Raw genomic sequence first — 23712 nt, forward strand, 5'->3', positions numbered from 1 at the left:
CGGCTAGGCTTTGGTAGCCATTCAGCCTACCCACCCGGATAACCGCTGAATGGAAGTACGCAGACTCGCGGGCACAAAAAAACGCCCTAGCCTGACTGGCTAGGGCGTTTTGGTTGGCGGTGCTAAGGCAGCTTATTGAACCACCACGCGCTTGGTCAGCGTGCTGCTGCCCGCTTGCAGGCGCAGTGTGTACACGCCCGTAGCCAGGCCCTCCGTTTCCACGGTGAGGGTAGTACCCGTGGCTAGCTGGGCGGCGGTTTGGCGGCTCACGCTCTGCCCTAGGGTGTTCAGGAGCTCGGCTTGCACGCTGGTAGCGGCCGCTATAGCGGGCACCTGCACCGTGAAGCGCTTGTGCGCTGGGTTGGGGTACACGTTCACCTCGGCGGCGCTCAGGCTGGCCTTGGCGGCGATGGGGCCGAAAAGGAGCGTGAAGCGTCCCTCAATGGGCGTGGTGGCCTGGCCGGCCGTCACGCTGAAGGAGTAGCGCGCATTCTCGGTCAGCAGCACAGTCTGGCCTAGCTGGCGGTCGTACAGGTAAGCGGTGAGGCCCGCCGGTAGGGTAGCGGGGGCCGCAGCGCGGAGCGAGTAGGTGCCCGCGGCTGGTACGCTCAGGGCCAGCGGAATGGTGGTTTCCGCCGTGAAGGCCGCCCGCCCATCGATGGCCAGGCGCTCGCTGCCCACTAGGCTAGCCAGGTTCAGGCCCATGGGGTTGGGTAGCTTGGGCGCATCGAAGGCCGCGTCGAAGGCGGGAGTTGCCCCAGCTTCGGCGTAGGCGTAGAAGGTGTCGGCGGGGCCATTAGCCATGCCAAGCTCGAGCTGCACCAGCGGGCGCGGGGTGGCGGCGGTGCGCTGAAACGAGGTTCCGTTGGGGCTGGTCAGGCGCTGGCTGTTGCGGAACGTAAAGGTGCCAGTCGTGCCAGGCGCGGCAACGCGCGCAAAGAAGCCCTGGGCAATGGGAATAACGGGGTTGCCCCCAACGCCGTTGACGTAAGCGCGGTATTGGCCGCCGTACTGGCTGGTGCTGCTGAACACGTAAATGGCGTCTTCCAGGCCGGTGCGGTCGGCGGGCTTCACCAGCGAGTAGTCGAGCGGGGCGGGGTAGGGGTTACCCAAAAACAGCCAGCCCGCATCGGCCGCGTTCAGGGTGTTGGCGGCATTGCGGGCCACGGCGATACCTAGGTCGCCATTGTTGAGCGTACCCACAAAATCGACCAGCTCGGCGGCGCCGATGTTCACGTTGTAGCCGCGGCCCGGCACCAGCGGGGCGCTGAGGGCGCTGGGCGAGAAAAAGCCCTTGTCGAAGTTCGGGCTGGCATTCGTCCGGTTTACCAGGGCCTGGTCGTAGCCAAATACCGTGGGGAAGGGCACTACGTCGTTGGGCGTCGGGCTGGTGTTGTAGGCCGGGTTCACTACGGGCGTGAAGCCGGTAGTGGCTAGGTCGGCCACCGTGGTGTTGGCCACGGGCGAGCTGTAGTGGCGGTAGCCCAGGCCGGAGTTCAGGCTGGGGTCGATGGCGCGCTGCACCGTGGCGTTGCCCACCACTACGCCGCTGCTGTTCACCACCAGGGCGTCGAGGGCCACGCCCCCGCTCACGCGGGAAAGCAGCGTCAGCGGCTGGCCGCTGGTCGTTAGGTTGCCCGTGAGCGTGAGCACATCCTGCAAGCTCACGCTAGTGGCCTGCGTGGCCCCGGCGCTGCCCACGCTCAGGTCGTAGAAGGGCAACGGGCTGGTGCCGCCCAGCGTCTGGTTGGTGCTGCCGGTGGTGGCCACCGTGCCGCCCGTGGCAACGAGGGTGCCGTTGTTGGTCAGGTTGCCCGTCAGGCTCAGGGTGCCGCCGCTCTGGGTGAGGGTCGTGCCGGTGCTCAAAATCAAGTTCCGTACCGCAGCCGTGCCCGCGCCCAGGCGGGGCTGGTTGGGGGCCACCGCGATGAGGGCATCCCGGGTGGCGGTGGGGAGGCCCGCGCTCCAGTTGCCCTCCGTAAACCAGTTGGTGCTGACCCTGCCCGTCCAGGTAGTCAGCGAGCCATTAACGGCCAGCACGGCCTTGTCGGCCTGCACAAAGCCGAAGCCCGTGCGGAAGTCAAAGCCCACGTCGAACCCAGGCGTGAAGGGGTCATCCATGTCCTGCGCCGTGTACACTAGGCCTTCCGCGATGTTGGTGGGGGTCAGGGCAGTGCCGGCAAATTCCTGCATCAGCGCGGCCACGGCCGCTACGTGCGGCGCCGCGGCCGAGGTGCCGAAGAAGTTGGGGTAGGTGTCGGGGTCGAGCGACGTATCGGAGCCGAAAAACGTGGTGTTGCCACCATCAGGACCGGTCACGACCGGCTTGCGGCGGATTTTGCTGTCATCGTAGCCCGTGTCCACGCCTTCTTTGGTGATGAACACCGGCGTGCCCCCCTGCGACGAGAAGGCTTCCACTACCGGCCGGGTAATGTTGGTGTTGAACACCGGGGTGTTGTACCAGGCGGCGGCGGCTATCGCTATCGCGCTGGTGGCGTTGGAGTGGCCCGTTACCGTCGAGCTGTTCGTAGCATACTCGGTCGGTACCGCCGTTGAGCTGCCGTAGTTGATGTACTTCATCAGCTGCGGGGTGGGGCCCTCGTATTTTACAATGACCAGCTCAACGGTTACCGCAGTTCTGGCAGTTAAGCTGATAATCTCTACCGGGTCGCCGCCAATATTGCCGCTCAAACCCGATAGCGATTGTTGCACAACTCCACCCACCAGCACTAGGATGTCTAGGTCGGTGCGGGCACCCGCCCCGCCGCTAACTGAGAAGAACGGGTCGGCCCACTGAAACGAGAGCCGCAGCGTGCCACCCGCCGGAATGCGGTAGCTCTGCGTGATGTCGCCGTTGCCAAAGTCGTGCGCCCGGCCGTAGTTGTTGGTACCAACAATATAGTCTTGCCCCGAGTCCTTAAAACCGGCTTGGTACGACTGCCGGGCCTGGTTGGCCGCCGCGCTGAAGTACGACACGTTGCGGGCCGTGACCTGGTCCACGGCCTGGGCAATGACACCGTCCTGGAACATCGGCTCCGCGAAGTAAGCCACGTCGTCCACCACGATGTTGCAGCCCGCATCTGCTAGCTTAACAATGCCGCTCGCAAAGCCTGCCTGGCCTGTAAAAGCCGTGTGAAAAGCGATTTTAGCACCGGGGGCCACGTCGTGCACGATTTCAGCCATGGCGCGGCCTTCGTCGGTGTAGCCCGGCGCATCTTCCAGTACTTCTACCCCGGCGGGGAGGTCGCCGGAGGCTACCCCGGCGGCCGGGCCCCCGGCTATCGCGCCGTAGCTATCCGACAAGATGCCGACTTTGGAGCCCACGCCCGACACCCCGTAGGAGGTGCGCGCCTTGTCGGCCAGCATAGACGCATCGCCCTGCGAAGTGGTGAGGCCCACGTTGCGCATGGGCTGGTAGGCCGGGGCCGCAAAGCGCAGCGTTTCCACGCGCTCGAGCTGGCCGACCTGGTCGATGGGAAACAGGCCCGAAACCATCCGGCCGTATACCGCACCGTTCTTCAGGCCCAGCTTCTGGAGCTGGAGCAGCAGCGGGCGCCCGTCGGCGTCGGTCGAAGCGGCATCGATGACCACGTAGCCACCCTGAATCTGCCGCAGGTCTTCCTTCTGCGGCCCGGTCGTTTTGGCCGCGCTGGCCGCCACCGCCGCCCGCGAAGCAGCCGTGCTGCCTATCAGCTCGCGCAGTTCCGTGGCGGCCTTGAATTTGGCGTCGCGTTTCGCCCCTTGGGCAAAGCTGGCATTAATAGTACCGAACACCAGGCCGGTACCAGCTACTAGCGTAGCAATGCGTAGTACGTGTTTCTTCATAAATGATTGAGTGAGGGGACATCGCCTTTGGCAACGCAATATATAAGAATTGCTGCCACGCTTGCGCTGAAATTGTATTTTCGAGAGATATTTTATGTGCATGTCAGTACCTGGGAAAAGTACCTAAGTACTTTAATAAACTGATATCCAGCAGGATTTTGCGCTTTGGTTGAGTTATTATTAGCAGGCTGTCAGCCGGAAATCAATGCGTATTTTTGATGCCGCGCGCCTATCCCAACGCCAATTTGACGGCCGAGCGGCTACTCTTCAGCGGCGCCCAGGGCGCCCCAGGCTCTGCCCGCTGCTAACGGCTTCACGCTAGTACCTAGGCGGCCATAATCACGACCAAGGCAAGCCCACTTGGGTGAGTGGGCACCTAGGGGTTGCGGGGCCAACGTAGCGTACAGCTGTTTAAGGTTTTGGCCGGCAATAATCCGGGTGTTCGTGCCAAAAATGGCCGCCGGCCGCCTAACTTAGAAGGAATAAAGGAGGTGCCTCAGATAAGCTGGGATAGAAAGATGGCCCGTCGCTGAGTAACAAGGGCTTTTTGAAGTAAAGAGCGCATTTATAAGCAATGACTGCCACGTAGTAGGCGGAGGGTGATGAAGCGGACGCTGAATAGTACCTCGGCACTGCACACGTAGTCGAGGGTGGGGTAGGGCCGGTAATGAGCTGAAAACAGAAAAAATTATAACCCGTTGTATGTTCCTTTTTTCCTCTGTGCAGTGGGCCGGCAGGCGGTGGGCGTGGCTCCTAGTCGTGCTGTTGGTTGGGTTGAGCGGGCTCGCGCCCAGGGCCGCCCACGCCACCCATTTGCGGGCCGGCGACATCCAAGCCAAGGTTGACACGACGCCGACCCACAATCCGAATCGGATTTTCTTTAAGCTGACGCTGTACCGCGACTCGCGGCCGACGAGCGCGTTGCAGGAAGAGGCAACCCTTTTTTTTGGCGATGGCAAGCGGAGCGACGCCATCCGGAAAACCAGCGAAGTCACGGTAGCGGTTGAAACAACCCGGCTAATATTCTACTTCGAGCACACCTACCCGGGGTCTGGTAAGTACACGGCTAGTTTTATCGAGGCAAACCGCTCGGCGGACGTGGTCAACATGACCGCTTCCGTCTCCCAAACCTTTTACCTCAGCACCGTCATCACCATCGACCCCGGCCTCGGTGCCAACCACTTGCCCGTGCTGCGGGCCCCGGCCATTGACCGGGCCGCGTCGGGGCAGGTGTTTCTGCACAATCCGGCCGCTTACGATGCGGATGGAGATTCCCTGGCTTTTCGGCGGATGAACAGCCAGCGGTCGCTCACTTACACTACGCTTAGCGCGCTGCCGGCTACCTACATCCCCGACCACGTGCCTTGCGCCGGATTTCGGTACCCCAACAACCAGGCCTACGGGGTGGGCACGCAGCGGCCGGTGCAGGTGTCCTTCAAGGATAATAATGGGGTCGAGCTGGCCCAAATCGGCGATACGGCGACCTTTCAAATGAATGCCCGCACCGGCCAGATTGTCTGGAACGCCCCCTTGCGCACGGGAACCTATAATGTAGCCTTCGCAGTCGAAGAATGGCGGCGCAATGCCCTAGGGTACATCCAGATAGGCGAAGTACTGCGCGACATGCAGATAATAGTTGTGGCGGCCGTCAATCTGCGCCCCACCATCACCATTCCGCAAGACACCTGCGTGGTGGCGGGCACGGTGCTGAGCAAGAGCGTGACGGCGGTAGATGGCAGCGGGCCCAACTCGGCCGCGACGGCCGTGCAGCTCACGGCCTACGGGGGGCCGCTGCCCCCCGCCACTTTTACCCAGTCCACGCAAGGGCCGCCGCGGGCGGTGGGGCGGTTTCGGTGGGCTACCCAGTGCGAGAATATCGCGGCGCAGCCCTACCTCGTGGTTTTTAAGGCGCAGGATACGCCGCCGGCTACCTCGGCCGACCCGCCGCTCATTGATGAGAAGACGTGGCGCGTAACGGTAATAGGCCCCGCGCCGACCAACCTGCAGGCCGCACCTCTGGCTGGCGAGCGGGTGCTGCTAACGTGGACCAGCTACCCGTGCCTGGCCTCCAGCCAGCCCGGCGTGCTACCGACCATCCAGATTTACCGCCGCGAAAACTGCTACCCGTTCACCCCCAGCGCCTGCGAAACCGGTATTCCGGCCGCGGCGGGCTACACGCGCATCGCTAGTATTCCGGCCAACCTCACGGCCTACACTGATGACAACGGCGGCCGGGGCCTGCCGCGGGGCCGCACGTATTCGTACCGCATTTACGTCACGTTTCCGCTGCCGGCGGGCGGGGCCAGCCTGGCCTCCAATGAGGCCTGCCTGCCTCTTTCGGGCCGCTCAGCGCAGCTCACCAACGTGGACGTGCTGACGACGGCCCCCACCAACGGGCAAATTGCCATCAAGTGGACGCAGCCAAAGTCTAATGCGAGCAGCTTCAACGCGCCCCTCGGGTACCGCCTGAGCCGCAGCAGCACGGGCGCCGCACCCTTCACGCTGGTGACGACCAAAACCAGCCTGACCGATACCACCTACGTGGATAGCGCCCCGGCCCTGAACACGCAGGACGGGCAGTACACCTATCAGCTCGTCTTCTTCAGCGCCGCTACCACCCAGCCCGGCAGCGCCGAAACCTCGGAGACCTCACCGCTGGCCAGCAGCGTGCGCCTAGGGGTGGTGCCCGATGGCAACAACAACCTGAACACGCTGACCTGGTCCTACCAGGTGCCGTGGGACAACAGCACGCGGCCCACGCTCATCTTCCGCCGGCTCGGGGCTACCGGTCCCTACGCGCAGGTGGCTACGCTGACGCCCCCCGCGGGCGCCAGCAGCGTCACGTACGTCGACCGGGGCCTGACGCGGGGCGCCAACTACTGCTACTACGTGCAAACGAACGGGCAGTACACCACGCCGACTAACTCGCTCAATCAGCCCATTCTTACCAACCTGCTCAACCGCAGCCAGGAGATTTGCGCTTTGCTCATCCCGACGCCCTGCACGCCGGTGCTGACCGTGGTGCCCACCAACTGCGACAGCCTGGCCAACCTCGACCAACAAGATTCGAACCTTGACTTTGCGGCTCTGCGCTACCAGAACCGCCTGCGCTGGACCCTCGGCAACACGCCAGCCGGCTGCAGCGGCGAGGTGGCGTACTTCCGCATCTTCTACCGCAGCACGGCCGAGGGGCCATTTACGCTCATCGACTCGACCACCCAGTACACCTACCTGCACCAGGTGCCCCTGAACACGGCGGGCAACACGGGCGGGGCGGGCTGCTACCAGGTGCAGGCCGTGAACGCGGCCCGGGTGCGCAGCGCGCTCAGCAACGTGGCCTGTCAGGACAACTGCGCGTTCTTCCTGCTGCCCAACATCTTCACGCCCAACGGGGATGGGCTCAACGAGCGATTCCGGCCCAAGACGGCGAGCGCTATCCGGCGCACGCACATCCAGATATTCAACCGCTGGGGCCGCAAGGTGTATGAGAGCGACAAAGACCCCTACATCAACTGGGATGGGGGCGGCGCTCCCAATGAGGTAGGTACCAGCGGCAAGGTGTCGGATGGCATTTACTACTACCTGGCCGAGGTCGAGTTTGCTGATTTTGCCGGTACCAAGCGCACCTATAAAGGCTGGGTAGAAATCGTGCGCTAACGCTCCTTTCGGAAAAACCATGACCTACTACAACCCCCGTTTCCAGCTCGGAAACGGGGGTTTTGCTTTTTGGGGCTGCATATGAATTAAGAAATACTGGGTAAACGGGGACGGTGCCGCAAATTCTAGTTCGCCGGACAGTTGTTGCGTTTTCCCATCCTGCGCCCTGACCTAAAAACTGAGCTGGCAGCCAGGCGCCTTTGCCAGCAAGCCGCTGCCGGCCGATGCAGATGCGGCGCTTTCGCGGGGGGCGGGTTCCTGAACTAAGCTGGGCCGCCAGAATAGAATCCACGTAAGGCTGTATAGCGTAAAGGCTACTCAAACTCGCCTGCCCGCTGCCCGCTTTTGTATGGAAACCCCCGCTGACGCCACCTTCGAACGGCCCAATCTACTTCAGTACCCATCACCAACCTCCGATTATTCGGCCGATGGGTTACTGGACGCGCTGCCCTGGGGCGTGCTGGTGCTGGATGAGCAGCGCATCGTGCGGCGCGCCAACCAGCAGATGGCCCGCTGGTGCGGCGCCCCGCCCGCGGCGCTCCTAGGTCGCCCCCTGGCCGAGGCCGACCTGCCACCGGCCCTGGGGGTGGCGCTGCTGGAAATGCTGCGCGAGCCCGCCACCCCCGCCACCCGGGAGATATGGCTGCCCGAGCACCACCAGTGGGTTGCCCTGTCGGCCACCCGCCACCGCGATGGGTGGGTGGTGTACGGGCAGCCGTGCCCGGCCCCGGCCGGGCGCCGGCCCGAAGACGAAACCCCCACCCAGCCCCAACCCTACGCGCCCCTCGTGGCTGAGCTGCGGAACGGGGACCTAGCCATGCTGCCCGACATCGCCCGCGGCGGCCCCGCGCCCGGGGCCGCCCAGCGCCTGCACGATGAGCTGGCGCTGGGCGCTACCGACAAGTACCGCGCCCTGTTCTACGCCATGGAGCAGGGGTTTTGCGTGCTCGAAATTCTGTTTGACGCCACCGGGCAGCAAGCCGTGGATTTTCGCTACCTCGAGCTAAACCCCTTGTTTGCCCAGCAGTCGGGCATGCCAGCCGATGCGCGGGGCAAAACCGTGCGCGAGGTGCTGCCCGGCCTCGAGTCCTTCTGGTTTGACACCTACGGCCGGGTGGCCCGCACCGGCGAGCCCGTGCGCGTGGAGCACTACGTGCCGCAGGTGAGCCGCTGGTTCGACGTGCACGCCTTTCGGGTGGGGGCGCCCGCCGCCCACCAGGTGGCCGTGCTCTTCAACGACATTACGGCGCGCAAAAACGCCGAAACTACCCTGCGCCTCGCCGCCGCCGCCGACACGTTTCGGCTGCAGCTCGCCGATGCCCTAGGGCCGCTCACCGACCCGGTGGCCATTCAGGAAGCCGTGACGCACCTGGCCCGCCGGCACTTCGGGGCCGACCGCTGCTGCTACTGCGAAATCGAAGCCGGCCGGGCCATTGTGCGCTGCGATGCGGCGTCGCCCGGCCTGCCTTCGGCGGTCGGCAACTACCCGCTCTCTGACTTGATACTGCTGCACGCCGCCATCGACACCGGCCGGCCAGTGAGCGTGGCCGACGTGCACCAGGCCGATATAGTGGACGCGGACCTGCTGCTGCGTTGCGTGCAGCAGCAGGTGATTGCCTACCTGGCCATTCCTGTTTTCAAGAACGGGCAGCTGGTGGGCGGCCTGTGCCTGGTGCAGAGCGTGCCCCGCGAGTGGCTCACCACCGAGGTGGTGCTGGCCGTGGAAGTAGCCGAGCGCACCTGGATGGCCGTGGCCCAGAACCAGGCCCAGCAGGCCCTGCGCCTGAGCGAGCAGCGCCAGGATTTTTTGCTGCAGCTCAGCGATGCCCTGCGCCCCCTCACCGACGCGGTCGATATTCAGGCCACGGTAGCCCAAAAGCTGGGCCAGCACCTCGGCGTGGACTGGGCTTACTACGTGGACCTGCACGAAGCCGCCCAGGAGTTTGTAGTGGCCCGCGACTGGCACCGGCCCGACGCCCCCAGCCACGCCCGCCGCTACCCGTTCAGCACCTGGGCCATGCCCCTGCTGGTGGAGGGCCGCACCTGGGTTTGCTGCGATGCCGACACCGACCCCCACCTGCCCGAGGCGCAGCGCAGCAGCGCCAGCCGCGCCGCCGTGGTGGTGCCCCTGCTCAAGCAGAAGCGTCTGGTGGCCATGCTGGTGGCAGCGCAGCGCACGCTCCGCCGCTGGACGGCCCAGGAGGTGAGCCTGGTCGAAGAGGTGGCCGAGCGCACTTGGGTCGCCGTGGAGCGCGCCAAGGCCGAAGAAGCCCTGCGCGTGCAGCAGGCGCACTACCGCGCCGACCTGGAAGGGCAGGTGCAGGAGCGCACGGCCGAGCTCAAGCAGAGCCGCGACTTTCTGCAGGCCACCATGGACAGCACCGTGGACATGATTCAGGTGTTTGAGGCAGTGCGCGACGACGCCGGCCAGATTGTCGATTTTCGCTGGCTGCTGAACAACCACTCCTCCGAAAGCCGCTACGGCGAGGTGCGCGGGCAAAGCCTGCTCGAGCGCAACCCCGGCGTGGTGAAGGAGGGCATATTTGCCGCTTTCAAGCAAGTGGTGGAAACCGGCGAGCCGCAGCAAGCCGAGCGGCGCTACGCGCACGAGCAGTTCGACGGCTGGTTTTTCCAGTCCATCGTGAAGCTGGGCGACGGCGTGGCGACCTCCACCAAGGATATTACGGCCTGGAAAAAAGACCAGGCTGAAATCCTGCGCCTGCGCCTGAGCCGGCAGCAGGCCCTGTTCGAGGCCGTGCAGGCCGCCCAGGAAGCCGAGCGCCGCCGCATTGCCGAAGGCCTGCACAACGGCATCGGGCAGCTGCTCTACGCCACCAAGCTGCGCCTCGACCAGCTGCACCCGCGCCCCGACGATGCCCCCCCCGCGTGGCAGGCCGCCCACCGCGATGCCAACCAGCTGCTGAGCGAGGCCATTCACCAAACCCGCGTGCTCTCGCACGAGTTGGTGCCGCTGGTGCTCGAAGAGTTTGGCCTGGCGGAGGCCCTGCAGGACATCTGCGATAAGCTGAGCAGCCCGCAGCTGCGCCTGCACTGCCAGGTGCAGCTTGACGCCGAAGCCACGCCGCTCTCCTCGGCCCTGCAGCTGGCCATCTACCGCATGGCCCAGGAGCTGGCCCAGAACATTGTGAAGCACGCCCTAGGTGCCACCGAGGCCAGCCTGGAGCTCGAAACCACGCCCGGCTGGGCGCTGCTGCGGGTGGAGGACAACGGCCCCGGCTTTGCCACGCTGCCGCCCGCCGAGGCCGGCCTCGGCCTGCGCAGCATCCGCGACCAGGTGGCACTGCTCGGGGGCCAGCTGGAAACCGGCGCCGTGCCGGCCGGCGGGGCCTACGTCCGCATTCGCATTCCCGACCCCGCTTCTGATACCCTATGAGCAGTGGGCTACGTAGCCGCCCTAGGGCGGCTACGTAGCCCACTGCGAATGAATAACCTTGCTAAAACAAGCGCGAGTTATTCAAACTTCACCCAGTCAAGCTCGCTGGGCGCGTCGGTCTGCGAGGCGATGTAGAGGGTGTGGCGGCCGGGCCGGCCGGCTGCTACTGGCACTCGTAGCTCGCGCCACTGCCCGCTCTTGGGCACTACCACCTGGGCCAGCACGGGGCCGGTGGGCTGGTCGAGGCGGACTTGCAGCGTGGCGCCGGCGGCCGCGGCCACGCGCAGCGTTAGTGCGCGAGGCGGCCGCGGGCCGAAGTCCACGCCGTTGTACTGCACCCAGCCTTGGCGGCCGGTAAACAGCGTTTTCCAGCCCTGAAACTTGTTGGCCGTGTCCAGAAAAGCGATGGCCGCGCCCTGCGTGCTCAGCCGGCTGTAGCGGTCCACCTGAATTTTCTGGCGGGCATCCGTCAGGCCCACGCCGCGCAGGGTGGGCGCCACCTTGCGGATGCTGCCGTCGGGGTTGAAAAACAGGCTGTCCACGCGCACCGACCGGTTTTTATCGAAATTCGGCGACAAGTCGTTGTGGTGGTAGAACAAGTACCATTGGCCCTTGAACTGCGTGATGCTGTGGTGGTTGGTCCAGCACCCGGTCGGTGACTCGTCCATGAGCACGCCCTTCACCTCAAACGGACCTAGGGGGCTGCGGCTGGTGGCGTACTCCAGCCGCTCGGTTTTGTTGGCCACATGCGGGTAAGTGAGGTAGTACGTGCCTTGGCGCTCAAACACGTATGGTCCTTCCTTGAGACCCGCGGTAGGCAGCGCGCCCAGGGTCACGGGCTCGGAGGCCAGCTCTAGCATGTCGGGCCGCAATTTGGCCGCGTAGATGTTGCCCTGCGACCAGTAGAGGTAGGCCTGCCCATCCTTGTCGATGAGCACGTTGGGGTCGATGCCGCGCACGCCCTTTATGGAAGTGGGCTGCGGCACAAACGGCCCGGTGGGCGCGTCGGCCACGGCCACCCCGACGGTGAAGCCCTTGCCGGCCGTGCTGTCCTTGGGCGTGCTCGGGAAGTAGAAGTAGTACTTGCCGTTGCGGGCTACGCACTCGGGCGCCCACATGCTGTAGCTGTCGGGCTTCACCCAGGCCACTTTGTTCTGGGTCACGATGACCCCGTGGTCGGTCCAGTTGGTGAGGTTGGCCGAGGAAAAAACGTGGTAGTCCTCCATGCAAAACCAGCCGGGGCGGCCCTGCCCGGGCTTGCCCCGAATGTCGTGCGAAGGGTACACGTACACCCGGTCGCCAAACACGCGGGCCGTGGGGTCGGCCGTGAATTGGCTGGTGATGAACGGATTCTGGGCGGCGGCCGGCCGGCCGAAGCTGCTCGCCAGCAGCGCGAGGCCCAGGGCGCCGCGCAAGGTTCTTGCGTTCATTATCTGCATCTGCATAAATATCAAAACAGCCTTTCCTTCGAGCCCGGCAAAAAATTCATTGGCGCGCCAGTGCCTCAAGGGAGCTGCGCTAAGCTACTGCGCCCTTGCCAGCGCAAGCGCACCGATAGGTGCGGGCCCCACCGGCGCCGCGCCTAGCCGGTGGGTAATACCCTTGATGGTCGTAAGTTTAGGGATTGAACGCTGGCGCTAATTAGCAAAGCCAATCTGTTCTGCTAAAAATTATACCGCGCCCGCTTTGATTGCCGCCCCGCGCATCCCGCAAACCGCCCCCCAGATTGCGGCCCTGCCCTCGACTACCGAACGCCCGCAGTGGTCGGTGATGATACCCACTTACAACTGCACGCCTTTTCTGCGCGAGGCGCTGCGCAGCGTGCTGGCCCAGGACCCCGGCGCGGCCCGCATGCAAATCGAAGTAGTGGACGATGCCAGCACCGATGAAGACGTGGCCGCCGTAGTAGCCGCCCTGGGCGCGGGCCGGGTGCAGTACTACCGCCAGCCCGCCAACGTGGGCAGCCTGCGCAACTTCGAGACCTGCCTCAACCGGGCGCGCGGCCACCTGGTGCACCTGCTGCACGGCGACGACCGCGTGCGGCCGGGCTTCTACGCGCAGGTGGGGCAGCTGCTGGCCCGGTACCCGGCGGCGGGCGCCGCGTTCACGCACTACGCCTCCGTGGATGAGCACGGGGCGGTGGTGCACGATTTTGAGCCCGTGCAGCCCGCGGCCGGCATCCTGCCCAACTGGCTGGTTCGCCTTGCCGAAACGCAGTACATCCAGTACGCGTGCATGGTGGTGCGGCGCGAGGTATACGAGCACCTAGGTAGCTTTTATGGCACTACCTGCGGCGAAGACTGGGAGATGTGGGTGCGCATTGCCCGGCACTACCCCGTGGCCTACAGCCCCGAAACGCTGGCCGAGTACCGCGGCCACCCCGGCTCCGTGTCCTGGAAAAAAGCCCAGCAGGGCCAGCTGCTGGCCGACTGGGCGCAGGTTATTGCCCGCATCGAGGAGCACCTGCCGCCCGACCAGCGCCAAAAAGTGGGGCGGCTGGCTCGCAAGCGCAGCGCGCAGCTGGGTATCGGGGAGGCCTACCACGCCCTGGCCCATACCAAAAGCTGGGCCGCGGCCCACGGGGTGCTGGCGCAGGCGCTGCGCCTCAGCCCGCACCCTGCCACCTACTACCAGGTGCTGAAATTCTACGCCAAAGTGCTGCTGCGCTGGCGCCGCCTAGGGCTGTAGGGCGCGGTAGCGGGCCAGCGCTTCGAGGCAAAACGCGGTCGTGATTTCCTCCGAGCCCCAGCCCAGCGCCCGCTTGGGGCCGCCGTAGTACACCAGCCAGCGCGGCCACTCGCCGGGCGCGCCCTGCGTGCGCAGCAAAAACGCTATTGCCGGCTCCAGCTCGGGTGGGGTAGCGCGCCAGTTGAGGAGCGAGCACACGGCCCAGGCGGTGTCAGTTACTGTATCGCCGAGGCGGCCATCGGGCTTGGCGGCGGCCAGAATGCGGTCGATAACCGGCTGGCGGGCCGGCTCTAGCTGGGTGATGCCCCGGTAGTAGTTGCGCGAAATAAAGTAGTACACGAAGTGCGCATCGCGGTACCACAGGTCGCAGTCGGCCTCGCGGCCTTCGGCAATGATGCGCAGTAGCCAGGCGATGATGGGCTGGGTCTCCGGCACGTCACCTAGGTAGTAGAGCACGTTGGCATTCACCACGCCATCCACGTCGTTGCGGCTGGCCTCGACTCCGTACCAAAAGGCCGCGCTTTGGATGGGCCGCCGCAGCTCGGGCAGGGTCACGCGCCAATACGTGCGGTTGGTTTGCCAGCGCAGCCGTAGCAAGAACCAGCTGTAGAACAGTCCGTTGCGGTCACGGTTGGCCAGCAGCAGCGGCACGTTGGCGGGGTAGGGGTGGTCGAAGCCCCGGGTGCGCAAAAAATCCGACACGCAGGCCGTGTCATCCGCATCGAGTGGGCACAGGTAGCGCAGGCGGTGCACCACGGTAAAGTGGTTCCAGAGGCCGCCGGCCCCCATCTGGTACCGCAAAAAAGCGGCGGCCTTCCCTAGGGTCTCTTCCGCGGCCGGGTGCTCGGCCAAGGGCAGCAGGCAGTGCGCAATCAGCGCCGTGGGGAAGACTGAGCTATCGGGCAGGCACCACTCCTGCATGGTGACATCGCTCGAGCAGTAGACGCAAAACTCGCCGTTCGGGTACTGGTGCTGGTACAGGTAGGCTACGCCCCGCGCCAGGGCGTCGTCGAGGGCGGCGGTGCTTACTGGGGCCATTCGACAGGGATGGTAATGAGCTGCTGCACCATTTTTTGCGCATTGGTTGCCAGGCTGGCGGCCTCCACTACCCGCAGCCGGGTGGGCGAGTTTTCCCAGCCCCACAAGGCCAGGGGCTGCAAGGACTCAAACTCGAAGATGACGGTCTTGACCAGGTAGTCGCCCGCCGTGAGGGGCAGGTGCGGCAGGCGGCAGCGCAGCGTGTGCTGGCCGGCGGGCAGTACTATCGGCTCGGGGCAGTAGGCCCCCGTGATGCACACGTGGCCATCGCTAGTATGAATAAAAAAGGCCCAGCCCACGCCTTGCCGCGTCTGAAAGGCTTGGTAGGTAAGCGCAATTTCTACCTCGGCGCCGGCCGTTACCACCGGCCCCGCCGCTGGGTCGGCCAGGGCCACGTGCTCAATGGCCACCGGCCGCTCGGCGCTCAGCTGCGCGCCTGCACCCGCGGGTGCGTCGGCCGCTAGGGCCGCTAGCTGCTGCGAAAAGTAGTAGTCGAGCGCCTCCGTGGCGGTGCCCGAAAACGTGACGCGGCCCTTGTCGAGCACGATGCCCCGCCGGCATATCGACTGAATGTGGTGCGGCTGGTGCGAGACCAGAATTAGCGAGCCGCCGGCCGCCAGGTAGCCCATCATGTGGTTGATGCACTTGCGCTGAAAGTCGAAATCACCCACGGCCAGAACCTCATCCACGAGCAGGATGTCGGGGTGCAGGTGCGCCGCCACCGCGTAGGCCAGGCGCGAGACCATGCCCGAGCTGTAGAACTGCACGGGCATGTCGATGGCCTCGCCCAGGCCCGTAAACTCGATGATAGCGGGCAGCAGCGGCGTGATGCCCGCCCGCGAAAAGCCCATGAGCGCGGCCCGCACAAACACGTTTTCGCGGCCCGTGAGCACGGGGTCGAGCCCCACGCCCAGCTCGATGAGCGCGCCCACCTGCCCCAGCAGCCGGATGGAGCCCGTATCGGGCTTAATGAGGCCGTTGAGCAGCTTGAGCAGCGTGCTTTTGCCGGCCCCGTTGGAGCCGATAATGGCCAGCGCCTCGCCGCGGTGCAGCTCAAACGACACGTCCCGCACGCTCCAGAACTCGGCGCGGCGCAGGGCGGCGGCGGGGCGGTGCCGCCGGGGCCAGGTTTCGGCCGCAATGTCGCGCAGCCCGTACCAGAGCGACGTACGCAGGTGGCTGCAAAACTTCTTGGATACGTTGGTGACCTGGACTACTGGCTCAGAAGTAGTTGACATAAGACGGTGGCAAAAGCTGGAACGTGGGCGGCGGCCAAGCGCGCCTCCACAAAATAAAAAATAAACCCCGTGGCGCGCCCTAGAGGCGCGCCGTGAGGTGGGGCTTGGCCAGGCGGTAGCCCAGCCAGCTGGCGGCCAGCAGCACCACGGCCAGCGTGGCCACCAGCCCAAAGCCCGGTGCTGGGGTCACCTCGCCGGTAAGCACCCAGTTGCGAATGGTGGTGAGCAGGGGCGTCACGGGGTTAATCACCGCCAGCCACGCCGCCGACTTGGGCGCCGTGTAGACGATGGGCGTAATCAAAAACCAGAACCCCAGCACCATCGACAGCACGTTGGAAACGTCGGCGTAGAGCATGCTCACCGGCGTTAGCAGCCACCCTAGGGCCAGGCCCAGCACCAGCAGCAGGCCCAGGCCCACCGGCACCAGCAGCAGGCTGGCGTGCCACGGCAACTGAAACCAAACCAGCACCACCGCCAAAATAACCAGTCGAATGGCCTGATTGAACAACACCATGCCCATGCCCGCCACGATAAACGCCTCGTGCGGCACCTTCACCTTGGCAATGGTGCCGCGCGCGCCCTGTAGCTGTTGCAGCGGGCAGTTGAGAGCTTCCACAAAGCCCTGCCAGATAAACAAGCCGGTGAGCACGAAGGCCGGGTAGGGCGCCGCCGCGCTGTCGTAGCCCCGGATGATGTTGTTTTTGCCGAGGTAGGTCCAGGTGAGGCCCGTGAGGATGGGGGGCAGCAGCATCCAGAAGTAGCCCAGCAGGTTTTGGCGGATTTGCACCCGCAAATTGCGCCGAAACAGCTGCCAGCCAATGTGATGTACCAGGCGCATATCATGGGCTACCTCGCGCACGAATAGGCGCGGCGTGTGCAGCGGCGAGTGCGGCGTATAAATTGTTTCTTTCATTTTGCAAAAAGGCCAATACCTTTATATAAGTAGAACACTAACTATAGGTAAGGTTTATGGGTCAAGTTATTGTAGAAAAGTCTGGTAATCAGCCGGGGGTGCTGGCCGTGGCGCGGGCCAGCGATTGGTGGGTAGATAAGTTTTCGCCGATTTTGGCCGTTTTTTATGCCACGGCCAGCCTGGTGGGGCGGCCCTTGCTGCCGCTGCTGGGGCACCTGGTCGTGCTGCTGCTGTCGCTGTTGGTGGGCGCTATTTACGTGAGTGTGCTTAATGACTGGACCGACCTGGCCGACGACGCCGCGGCGGGCAAAACTAACCGGCTGGCGGGCCGCTCGCCTAGGTTCGTGGGGTTGGTAATTGGGGGCTGCGTGCTGCTGGGCTGCGGGTTTGGTTATTATTACTGGCAGCTTAGCCCGCAAAGCGCGCTGCTGTACCTAGGGGCCTGGGTGGTGTACTCGCTGTATTCGCTGCCACCCGCGCGCCTGAAAGTGCGGGGCTTGGCGGGCGTGCTGGCCGATGCCTGCGGGGCGCACGTGTTTCCGCAGCTGCTCACCGTGTCAGTGGTGGGGCAGTGGACGGGGCAGGCCGTGCCCACCGCATGGTGGCTGGCCGTGGGCGCATGGGTGCTGGCCTGCGGCGTGCACAACATCTTGTGGCACCAGCTGAGCGATGCCGATGCCGACGCCCAAGCCCAGGTTGATACGTTTGTGCTGCGGCAGGGCGTGCGCCGGGCCCGGCACCTAGGGCTGTGGGTGGTGTTTCCGGTAGAGGTAGTGGCATTTGGCGGAATGTTAATCAGTAATTATAACGGCTGGGCGCTCGGGCTGCTCGGGGTGTATGCGGGGCTGGAGTGGTGCCGGCTGCGCGTGTTTGGCCACCGGCCCCAGGTGCTGGCGCTCGATAGCCGCATTGTGCTGAGCGATTATTACAAGCTCTTTTACCCCCTAGCGTTCCTGCTGGCCCAGAGCCTGCGCTACCCCGCCGACGGCGTGGTGCTGGTGCTGCACCTGCTGTTGTTTGGGGGCTACGCCTGGCAGTTTGTGCAAGAGGGCAACCTCTACGGCCGGGTGCTGCTGCACAAGCTGCGGCCCGGCCGCGCCTAAGCCCAATAAGCAACCCTAGGGCTGCGCCTGGGAGGTGTGCTTCTTGAGCTGCCTCATGCCGCGCTCCCAAAAGGCCTGGGTCGTGAGCCAGGGCGCCAGCCGCATGGCCTGGGCGGCGTGCCCCAGCATGCTGGCCAGGCCCGGCCGGTTGGCCCAGTTGAGGCACATAAAATTGAAGTGGTGCGTGGCAATGCGCTCGCGAAACAGCCGCTTTTCGCCGGGCAGCAGCCGGTCGCCAAACCGCTCCAGCATCAGGGGCTCGTCGTGCAGCCCGATATCCCGAATGAGCGCGGTGTCAAACCGGCCGTCGTAGATGTTGGTGTCGTGCACGTGCTTGAGCCAGTGGGGCTTGAGGGTGAAGGCGGCCTGGCACGGCCGGCTCAGCACCGTGTCCAGCAGCAGGCACCAGTCGTCGGCAATGCGCATCTGCTCGTTCCAGGTGCCGGCCAGGGCCGTGCGCCGTATTATGAGGGCCGACGACGGCGAGGGACACGTTTCGATGGCCAACTGGCGCATCTGCGCGGGCGCCAGCAGCCACCAGTCGCCGGCCGGGGTGGTGCAGTAGGCCTTTTGCTGAGCGGGCTGCTGGTAAAAATTGGTGAAGCCCTCGGTGTCGTAGGTGCCCACCCAGTTCAGGAAAACCAGGTCTAGGTTGCGCGTGGTAAGCTGCTCTACGCTGGCGGCCAAAAAGTCGGCGTGCCACTCATCGTCCGAGTCGAGCGAGGCGATGTACTCGCCCTGGCAGCGGCGCAGGCCGGCATTGCGGGCGGCGGCCTGCCCCTGGTTGGGCTGGTAGTGGTAGGTTATCTTGCCGGGGTAGGCCTCGCAAAAAGGTTGCACCCGGGCCGGCGTATCGTCGGCCGAGCCATCGTCTATTATCACCAGCTGCCAGTGCGTATACGTTTGGCGCAGCACGCTGCCAATCGCATTTTCGATAAGCGACGCCCGGTTGTAGGTAGGGATAATAACGGAAACTAAAGGCTGATTCATGCGCTAATGGCCTGAGAAATAGAAGTAAGCGAATGGGCCAGCTGCAAGAGCTGCCGCCCGAAGTCGAGGGCGGGGTCGGGCGGCACCGACGCCCGGGCGTGGTGCGCCGCCTGGGCCCCCAGCTGGGGCCAGTCGGCTCGGCGTGCCCAGGCCCGCTCCAGGGCTTCGTCGAGGGCATCGACGGTGGGCGCGGCCGCCAGAAAGCCCGTCACGTCATCAATCAGCAGCTCGGCGATGCCCCCGGCCGGCGCCGCAATGGTCGGGCGGCCGCACAGCATGGCCTCCACCATGGCCAGGGGCAGGCCTTCGTAGCGCGAAGCCAGCACCAGCGCGTGGTGCGTGCGCCAGATGCCGGGCACGTCGGCCACCTGCCCGGCAAAGCTGACCTGCCCGCTCACTTCCAGAAAATCAGCCATTTCAACTAGGCCTTGGCGCTGCGGCCCCGACCCAAAAAAGGTGATGTGCAGCGGCCGCTCCCGCCAGTGGGGCCGCGCCAGCACGTGCAGCAGCAGGTCCTGGCCCTTGTCCAGAATGTCGAGCCGCGCCACGCAGGCCAGCTGGTACCCAGCCTCGGCGGGGGGCGCCGGCAGCTCGCCCGCAAAGGGCACGTTGAAGGGATTGCTCACGACGCTGGCCCTAGGTAGGCGCTGCCCCAGTTGGCACTGGGTAAGCTCGAGGTTGTGGCGCGACACAAAAAAGCAGTGCTGCGCCGCCTGGTACACCTGCTGCATGGCCTGCCGGCCTTCGTCGTAAACCAAAAATATCTCGGTGGCTTTTTGCACCACCAGCGCGTAGGGGTGGCCCTGCTGCGCGCACGGCTGGGCCAGCGCCACGCCATCGAGGTTGCCGCCCTGCGAGAAGAGAGTGAGGTGCGGCTGCAGCTGCTGCAGGGCGCTGCTCAGCAGCTGCTCAGTTTCCAGCGGCTGGGGCCACCAGCGCGCCGGCAGCACCCGGTGGCTGAGCCGGGCCAGCACCGTTGGCCGGGGCCAGGCCAGCAAATCGGTGAGGGTGCAGCCCGCCGCCCGCAGCTCCTGGATGCGCGGGTGCGTGGCTTGCACGTGGGTCTTAAAAATATGGACCGCGTGGCCGGCCTGCGCCAGGTGCAGGGCGGCGCCCCGCCATAGCTCTTCGCTGCCTCCCCAGGCATCGGGGCAAGTGCTAACAATAACAAAACACAGGGTATCGGCGGGCTCGGAAGCAGGCGCAGCTGCTGATAATGACATTTACTAATTATTTACTAGTACACTACTAAGAATAAGCAAAAGCACTACCTGATAAATAGCTTAGTAGTAAATGCTTTATATGCAAATATTGCAGCGAAATTAAGCACTGCAGTTCATATTATAATGGTGGGCGGGCGCTTCACTATCCTTAAAGGCACTAGCCTAGGCGCCGCACTGCGGCTGGCTCGTGGCCAAGGGCCGCCCGGCGCTGCGTTTGGCGTACAAAATGCGCCCGGTGGGGCGGCCGTCCCACCGGGCGACGGGCAAGAAGCTTAGCTCTTTACGGGTACCTGTTTCGCTACCTAGGGCGCGCTGCGCACCAGTATTGGTAGCGCCTTAGGGCAGCGGTAGCCAGCCGGCGGCTACTGCCGAGGTATTCGGCCGGGCTGCAAACAAGTTGAAACACTACTGGTTATGGACGCGAGCAGGGGCTGGCGCGGGTCGGCGGCCGGGTTATTGGCCCGCGTAGCCCGCCTTAGGTGCCTCGTGCGTACTACGCCGGCGGGCCAGCCGTTGAGGCGCTGCCGGGGGCCGCCAGGCGGCCGGCGTGTGCCGCCTTCATCCTTTAATTCTCGTTGTTATGCTACAATCTCGTCTCTTCACGACTACTGCGGGCTCGGCGCTGTGGGCGCCCGAAATTCCGGGGCTTATGATGCGCCTGCAAGGCCACGTCAGCCTCGACCAATACCAGCTGCTGCTCAACCACGGCCTGCAGATGTACACCGGCCACCGCCAGCCCGAAGCCGTGGCCCACTGGATAGTAGACCTGCGCCAGCTGAGCACCCTGCACCCCGGCGCCCACCACTGGATGGCCCACGACTGGCACCCGCGGGCGCACGCGGCCGGGCTGCGCCACCTGCGCCTGGTGGAGGCCGATAGCAGGGAGGAATCCATTGCCCGGCAGCTACTAGGTGCCCTGGTGCAGCCGGCCACCGACCCCGCGCTCGGCCTGACGCGGCACGATACCCTGGAAGCTGCTATTCAGCAAGCCCGGGTCGTGCCAGCGCCCGTGGTCGACTAGCTAGGGCACCGGGGGCCCGGTACCTACGGCTCTGCTGAGAAGGTGCCTGTGCAATAAGGTGAAAGCCCTACCTTAGCGGCGGCCCACCTGCTCTTGCCATGCCTGCTACCGAGACCCCACTCGCCGCTGATTTTGCCAACCCGACCGATTTGCTTCAGGCATTGTTGGGGTTGTCGCTCACGAGTGTTGTGCTTTATACTCCCGTGCACGGTGCGGGCGGCGAAGTAGTCGATTTTGCGTTCGCGTACGTGAATCCGGCTGCGCAGCGCCTGCTGGCGCTGCCGGCCCACCCGGCGAGCGTCACCTACCAGCATCATTTTGCGCGCAGCCCCGCCGATGGCGGGTTGGCGCTGCACCAGGCGGCGTTTGCCTCGGGCCAGGTTGCGCACTTCGAGGTCACCTACCACACCGGGGACTCAGCCCACCATTGCCAGGTAGCGGCCCAGCGGGTGGGCGAGGAGCTGCTGGTAAACTTCACCGCCGTGGCTACCGACGAGGCCCGCCCCGCCGTGGAAGCGGCCCTGCGCCTGAGCCAGGCGCGCGAGCAGCAGGCGCGGCTGGCCGCCGAGCGCGAGCACAACCTGCTGCAAGCCCTGCTAACCCAGGCGCCGGTCGCCATTGGCTTGTTTCAAGGCCCCGACCTGGTGATAGCCATGGCCAACGAGCAGCTGTGCGCCATGTGGGGCTATCCCGCCGAGCAGGTGCAGCACCGCCCGCTGCTGGCCGCCGTGCCCGAGCTGCAAGGCCAGGGCTTTGCCGAGCTTATTGCCGACGTGGCCCGCACCCGCGAGCCGTTTGTGGGTACCAAAGTGCCGGCGTGGCTGCGCCGGGATGGGCAGCTCAGCCTGCGCTTCTTCAACTTTGTGTACCAGCCGCTCTATGACGCGGCCGGCAACTTGCTGGGCGTGCTCGACATTGCCACCGATGTGACGGCCCAGGTGCTGGACCGCCAGCAGGCGCAGGCCCTCAACGAGGAGCTCAGCGCTACCAATGAGGAGCTGCAAACGCTGAATGAGGAGTTGCTGCGCGCCAATACCGAGCTCACCCAAACCCAGCAGCAGCTGGCCACCGAGCGCGAGCGGCTGGCGCAGGTGTTTGCCAAAACCCCGGCCCTGATTGCGTTCCTGCACGGCCCCCACCACACCGTGACCTACGCTAACCCGGCGTTTCAGCATTTTTTTGGCGATGTGCCACTGCTTGGCCGGGCCTACGCGGTGGCTCTACCCGCCGTGTATGCCCAGGGCCACGGCGCGTGGCTGCACAGCGCGTACACCACCGGCAAAACGTGCGTGGGCAGCGAGCGGCCGCTAACCCTGCCCACCGCGGATGGCGGCGAGCGGCTGGTGTACCTCGATTTTACCTACGAGGCCTACGGCGCCCCGGTGCCCGAGGGCATCTTCGTATTTGCCTTCGACGTTACCGAGCGCGTGCACGCGCGCCGGCAGCACGCCGCCTACCAGCAGCTGCGGGCCGTGTTCGAGCAGGCCCCGGTGGCCATCAGCATCCTGCAAGGGCCCACGTATCAGATAGAAGTGGCCAACCCCTTTGTCATCGACATGTGGGGGCGCCCCGCCGAAGAAGTGCTCAACCAGCCGTTTTTTGAGGCGCTGCCCGAGCTGCGGGAGCAGGGTTTCGAAGGGCTGCTGGCCGAGGTGTGCCGCACTGGGCAGCCCTACGTAGCCCAGGAAGTAGAAGCCCGCTTCTGGCGGGCGGGCCAGCTGGTAGCCACCTACGTCAACCTCAGCATCTACCCCCTGCGCAACGAGCCCGGCCAGGTGGTGGGGCTCATTCTGGTCTCGACTGACGTGAGTGCCCAGTTGCGGGCCCGCCAGCGCGAGCAGGAGGTGAATGAGGAGCTGACCGTGGTGAACGAGGAGCTGCAAGCGGCCAACGATGAGCTCGGTGCCATCAATCGCCAGCTCACCCGCACCAACGTAGACCTGGATAACTTTATCTACACGGCTTCGCACGACCTGCGGGCGCCCATTATCAATATCGAAGGCTTGCTGCTGGCGCTGCAACACGAGCTGCCCGCCGCCAGCCAGGCGGGCGATGTGGGCTACATTCTGCGCCTGATGCAGGATTCGGTCGACCGTTTCAAGCGCACCATCGAGCACCTCACTGAGGTGTCGAAGCTGCAAAAAGAGTACGGGCAAGGAGATACCACCGCCGTGCGGCTGGCCGAGGTTATCCAGCGCGTGTGCCTTGACCTGGCCCCGCTCATCCAGGAAGGCAACGCGCAGATTGTCCTCGACGTGCCCGACTTCGTCACGCTCGCGTTCTCCGAAAAAAACCTGCGCTCGGTGGTGTACAACCTGCTCAGCAACGCCCTCAAGTACCGCCAGCCCGGCCGCCGGCCCCGGGTGCGCCTGCTCAGCCGGCCGCAGGGCCCCCACCTAGTACTGGAGGTGCAGGACAATGGCCTGGGGCTTGACCTAGCGCGCGGCAACGAGCTATTTACCATGTTTCAGCGCTACCACACCCACGTCGAGGGCTCGGGCATTGGCCTCTACATGGTCAAGAAAATAGTGGAGAATGCCGGGGGCCACATCGAAGTCGAAAGCCAGCTGGGGCGCGGCTCCACTTTTTTTGTTTATTTCCCCCGCTAAATGCGGCTACCGA

General features: G+C 65.0%; 13 protein-coding genes. 6 read left to right on the forward strand and 7 right to left on the reverse strand.

Going from position 1 to position 23712, the window contains the following annotated elements:
• Positions 1-132: 132 nt before the first annotated feature.
• Positions 133-3825, reverse strand: a complete 3693-nt coding sequence (locus ACFSDX_RS20125; RefSeq protein WP_382316834.1) for a T9SS type A sorting domain-containing protein — start codon at positions 3823-3825, stop codon at positions 133-135.
• 702 nt (positions 3826-4527) lie between these two features.
• Between ACFSDX_RS20125 and ACFSDX_RS20130 the strand changes: the two genes are divergently transcribed.
• Together ACFSDX_RS20130 and ACFSDX_RS20135 are read left to right on the forward strand one after the other, a co-directional pair.
• On the forward strand, positions 4528-7482 hold the full coding sequence (locus ACFSDX_RS20130) for a T9SS type B sorting domain-containing protein (RefSeq protein ID WP_382316836.1): 2955 nt from the start codon (positions 4528-4530) through the stop codon (positions 7480-7482).
• Between the two features lie 349 nt (positions 7483-7831).
• The gene (locus ACFSDX_RS20135) at positions 7832-10876 is read left to right on the forward strand and encodes a GAF domain-containing protein (protein WP_382316838.1); all 3045 of its coding nucleotides are present in this window, start codon (positions 7832-7834) and stop codon (positions 10874-10876) included.
• Positions 10877-10953: 77 nt separating this feature from the next.
• Here ACFSDX_RS20135 and ACFSDX_RS20140 read toward each other — a convergent pair whose 3' ends face one another.
• On the reverse strand, positions 10954-12306 hold the full coding sequence (locus ACFSDX_RS20140) for a family 43 glycosylhydrolase (protein ID WP_382316840.1): 1353 nt from the start codon (positions 12304-12306) through the stop codon (positions 10954-10956).
• Between the two features lie 256 nt (positions 12307-12562).
• Between ACFSDX_RS20140 and ACFSDX_RS20145 the strand changes: the two genes are divergently transcribed.
• Complete coding sequence (locus ACFSDX_RS20145; RefSeq protein ID WP_382316842.1) at positions 12563-13564, forward strand: glycosyltransferase family 2 protein; 1002 nt, start codon at positions 12563-12565, stop codon at positions 13562-13564.
• On the opposite strand, the gene ACFSDX_RS20150 is transcribed toward ACFSDX_RS20145, so the two are convergent.
• The 3 genes from ACFSDX_RS20150 to ACFSDX_RS20160 all read right to left on the reverse strand — a co-directional run bounded on the left by ACFSDX_RS20150 (position 13553) and on the right by ACFSDX_RS20160 (position 16753).
• A complete protein-coding gene (locus ACFSDX_RS20150) occupies positions 13553-14602 on the reverse strand; it encodes a hypothetical protein (RefSeq protein WP_382316844.1) in 1050 nt (349 codons plus the stop codon). The genes ACFSDX_RS20145 and ACFSDX_RS20150 overlap by 12 nt on opposite strands.
• Positions 14590-15840 (reverse strand): ABC transporter ATP-binding protein, encoded by a 1251-nt coding sequence (locus ACFSDX_RS20155; protein ID WP_382316847.1) that lies wholly within the window; start codon positions 15838-15840, stop codon positions 14590-14592. Before ACFSDX_RS20155 ends, ACFSDX_RS20150 begins: the two co-directional genes overlap by 13 nt.
• Positions 15841-15919: 79 nt before the next feature.
• A complete protein-coding gene (locus ACFSDX_RS20160; RefSeq protein WP_382316849.1) occupies positions 15920-16753 on the reverse strand; it encodes an ABC transporter permease in 834 nt (277 codons plus the stop codon).
• A gap of 56 nt (positions 16754-16809) precedes the next feature.
• On the opposite strand from ACFSDX_RS20160, the gene ACFSDX_RS20165 reads away from it, so the two are divergent.
• Positions 16810-17856 (forward strand): UbiA family prenyltransferase, encoded by a 1047-nt coding sequence (locus ACFSDX_RS20165; protein ID WP_382316851.1) that lies wholly within the window; start codon positions 16810-16812, stop codon positions 17854-17856.
• A 15-nt stretch (positions 17857-17871) separates the two neighbouring features.
• Here ACFSDX_RS20165 and ACFSDX_RS20170 read toward each other — a convergent pair whose 3' ends face one another.
• Both ACFSDX_RS20170 and ACFSDX_RS20175 read right to left on the reverse strand, forming a co-directional pair.
• A complete protein-coding gene (locus ACFSDX_RS20170) occupies positions 17872-18846 on the reverse strand; it encodes a glycosyltransferase family 2 protein (protein ID WP_382316852.1) in 975 nt (324 codons plus the stop codon).
• Positions 18843-20069, reverse strand: a complete 1227-nt coding sequence (locus tag ACFSDX_RS20175; RefSeq protein ID WP_382316854.1) for a glycosyltransferase family 4 protein — start codon at positions 20067-20069, stop codon at positions 18843-18845. Before ACFSDX_RS20175 ends, ACFSDX_RS20170 begins: the two co-directional genes overlap by 4 nt.
• Positions 20070-20649: 580 nt before the next feature.
• Here ACFSDX_RS20175 and ACFSDX_RS20180 point away from each other — a divergent pair.
• Together ACFSDX_RS20180 and ACFSDX_RS20185 are read left to right on the forward strand one after the other, a co-directional pair.
• Entirely contained in the window at positions 20650-21090 is a 441-nt protein-coding gene (locus ACFSDX_RS20180; protein WP_382316856.1) for a hypothetical protein, read from the forward strand.
• Between the two features lie 98 nt (positions 21091-21188).
• A complete protein-coding gene (locus tag ACFSDX_RS20185; protein WP_382316858.1) occupies positions 21189-23699 on the forward strand; it encodes a PAS domain-containing protein in 2511 nt (836 codons plus the stop codon).
• The last annotated feature ends 13 nt before the right edge of the window (positions 23700-23712 follow it).

This window comes from Hymenobacter bucti, from assembly GCF_042681145.1.
Taxonomy (GTDB): domain Bacteria; phylum Bacteroidota; class Bacteroidia; order Cytophagales; family Hymenobacteraceae; genus Hymenobacter; species Hymenobacter bucti.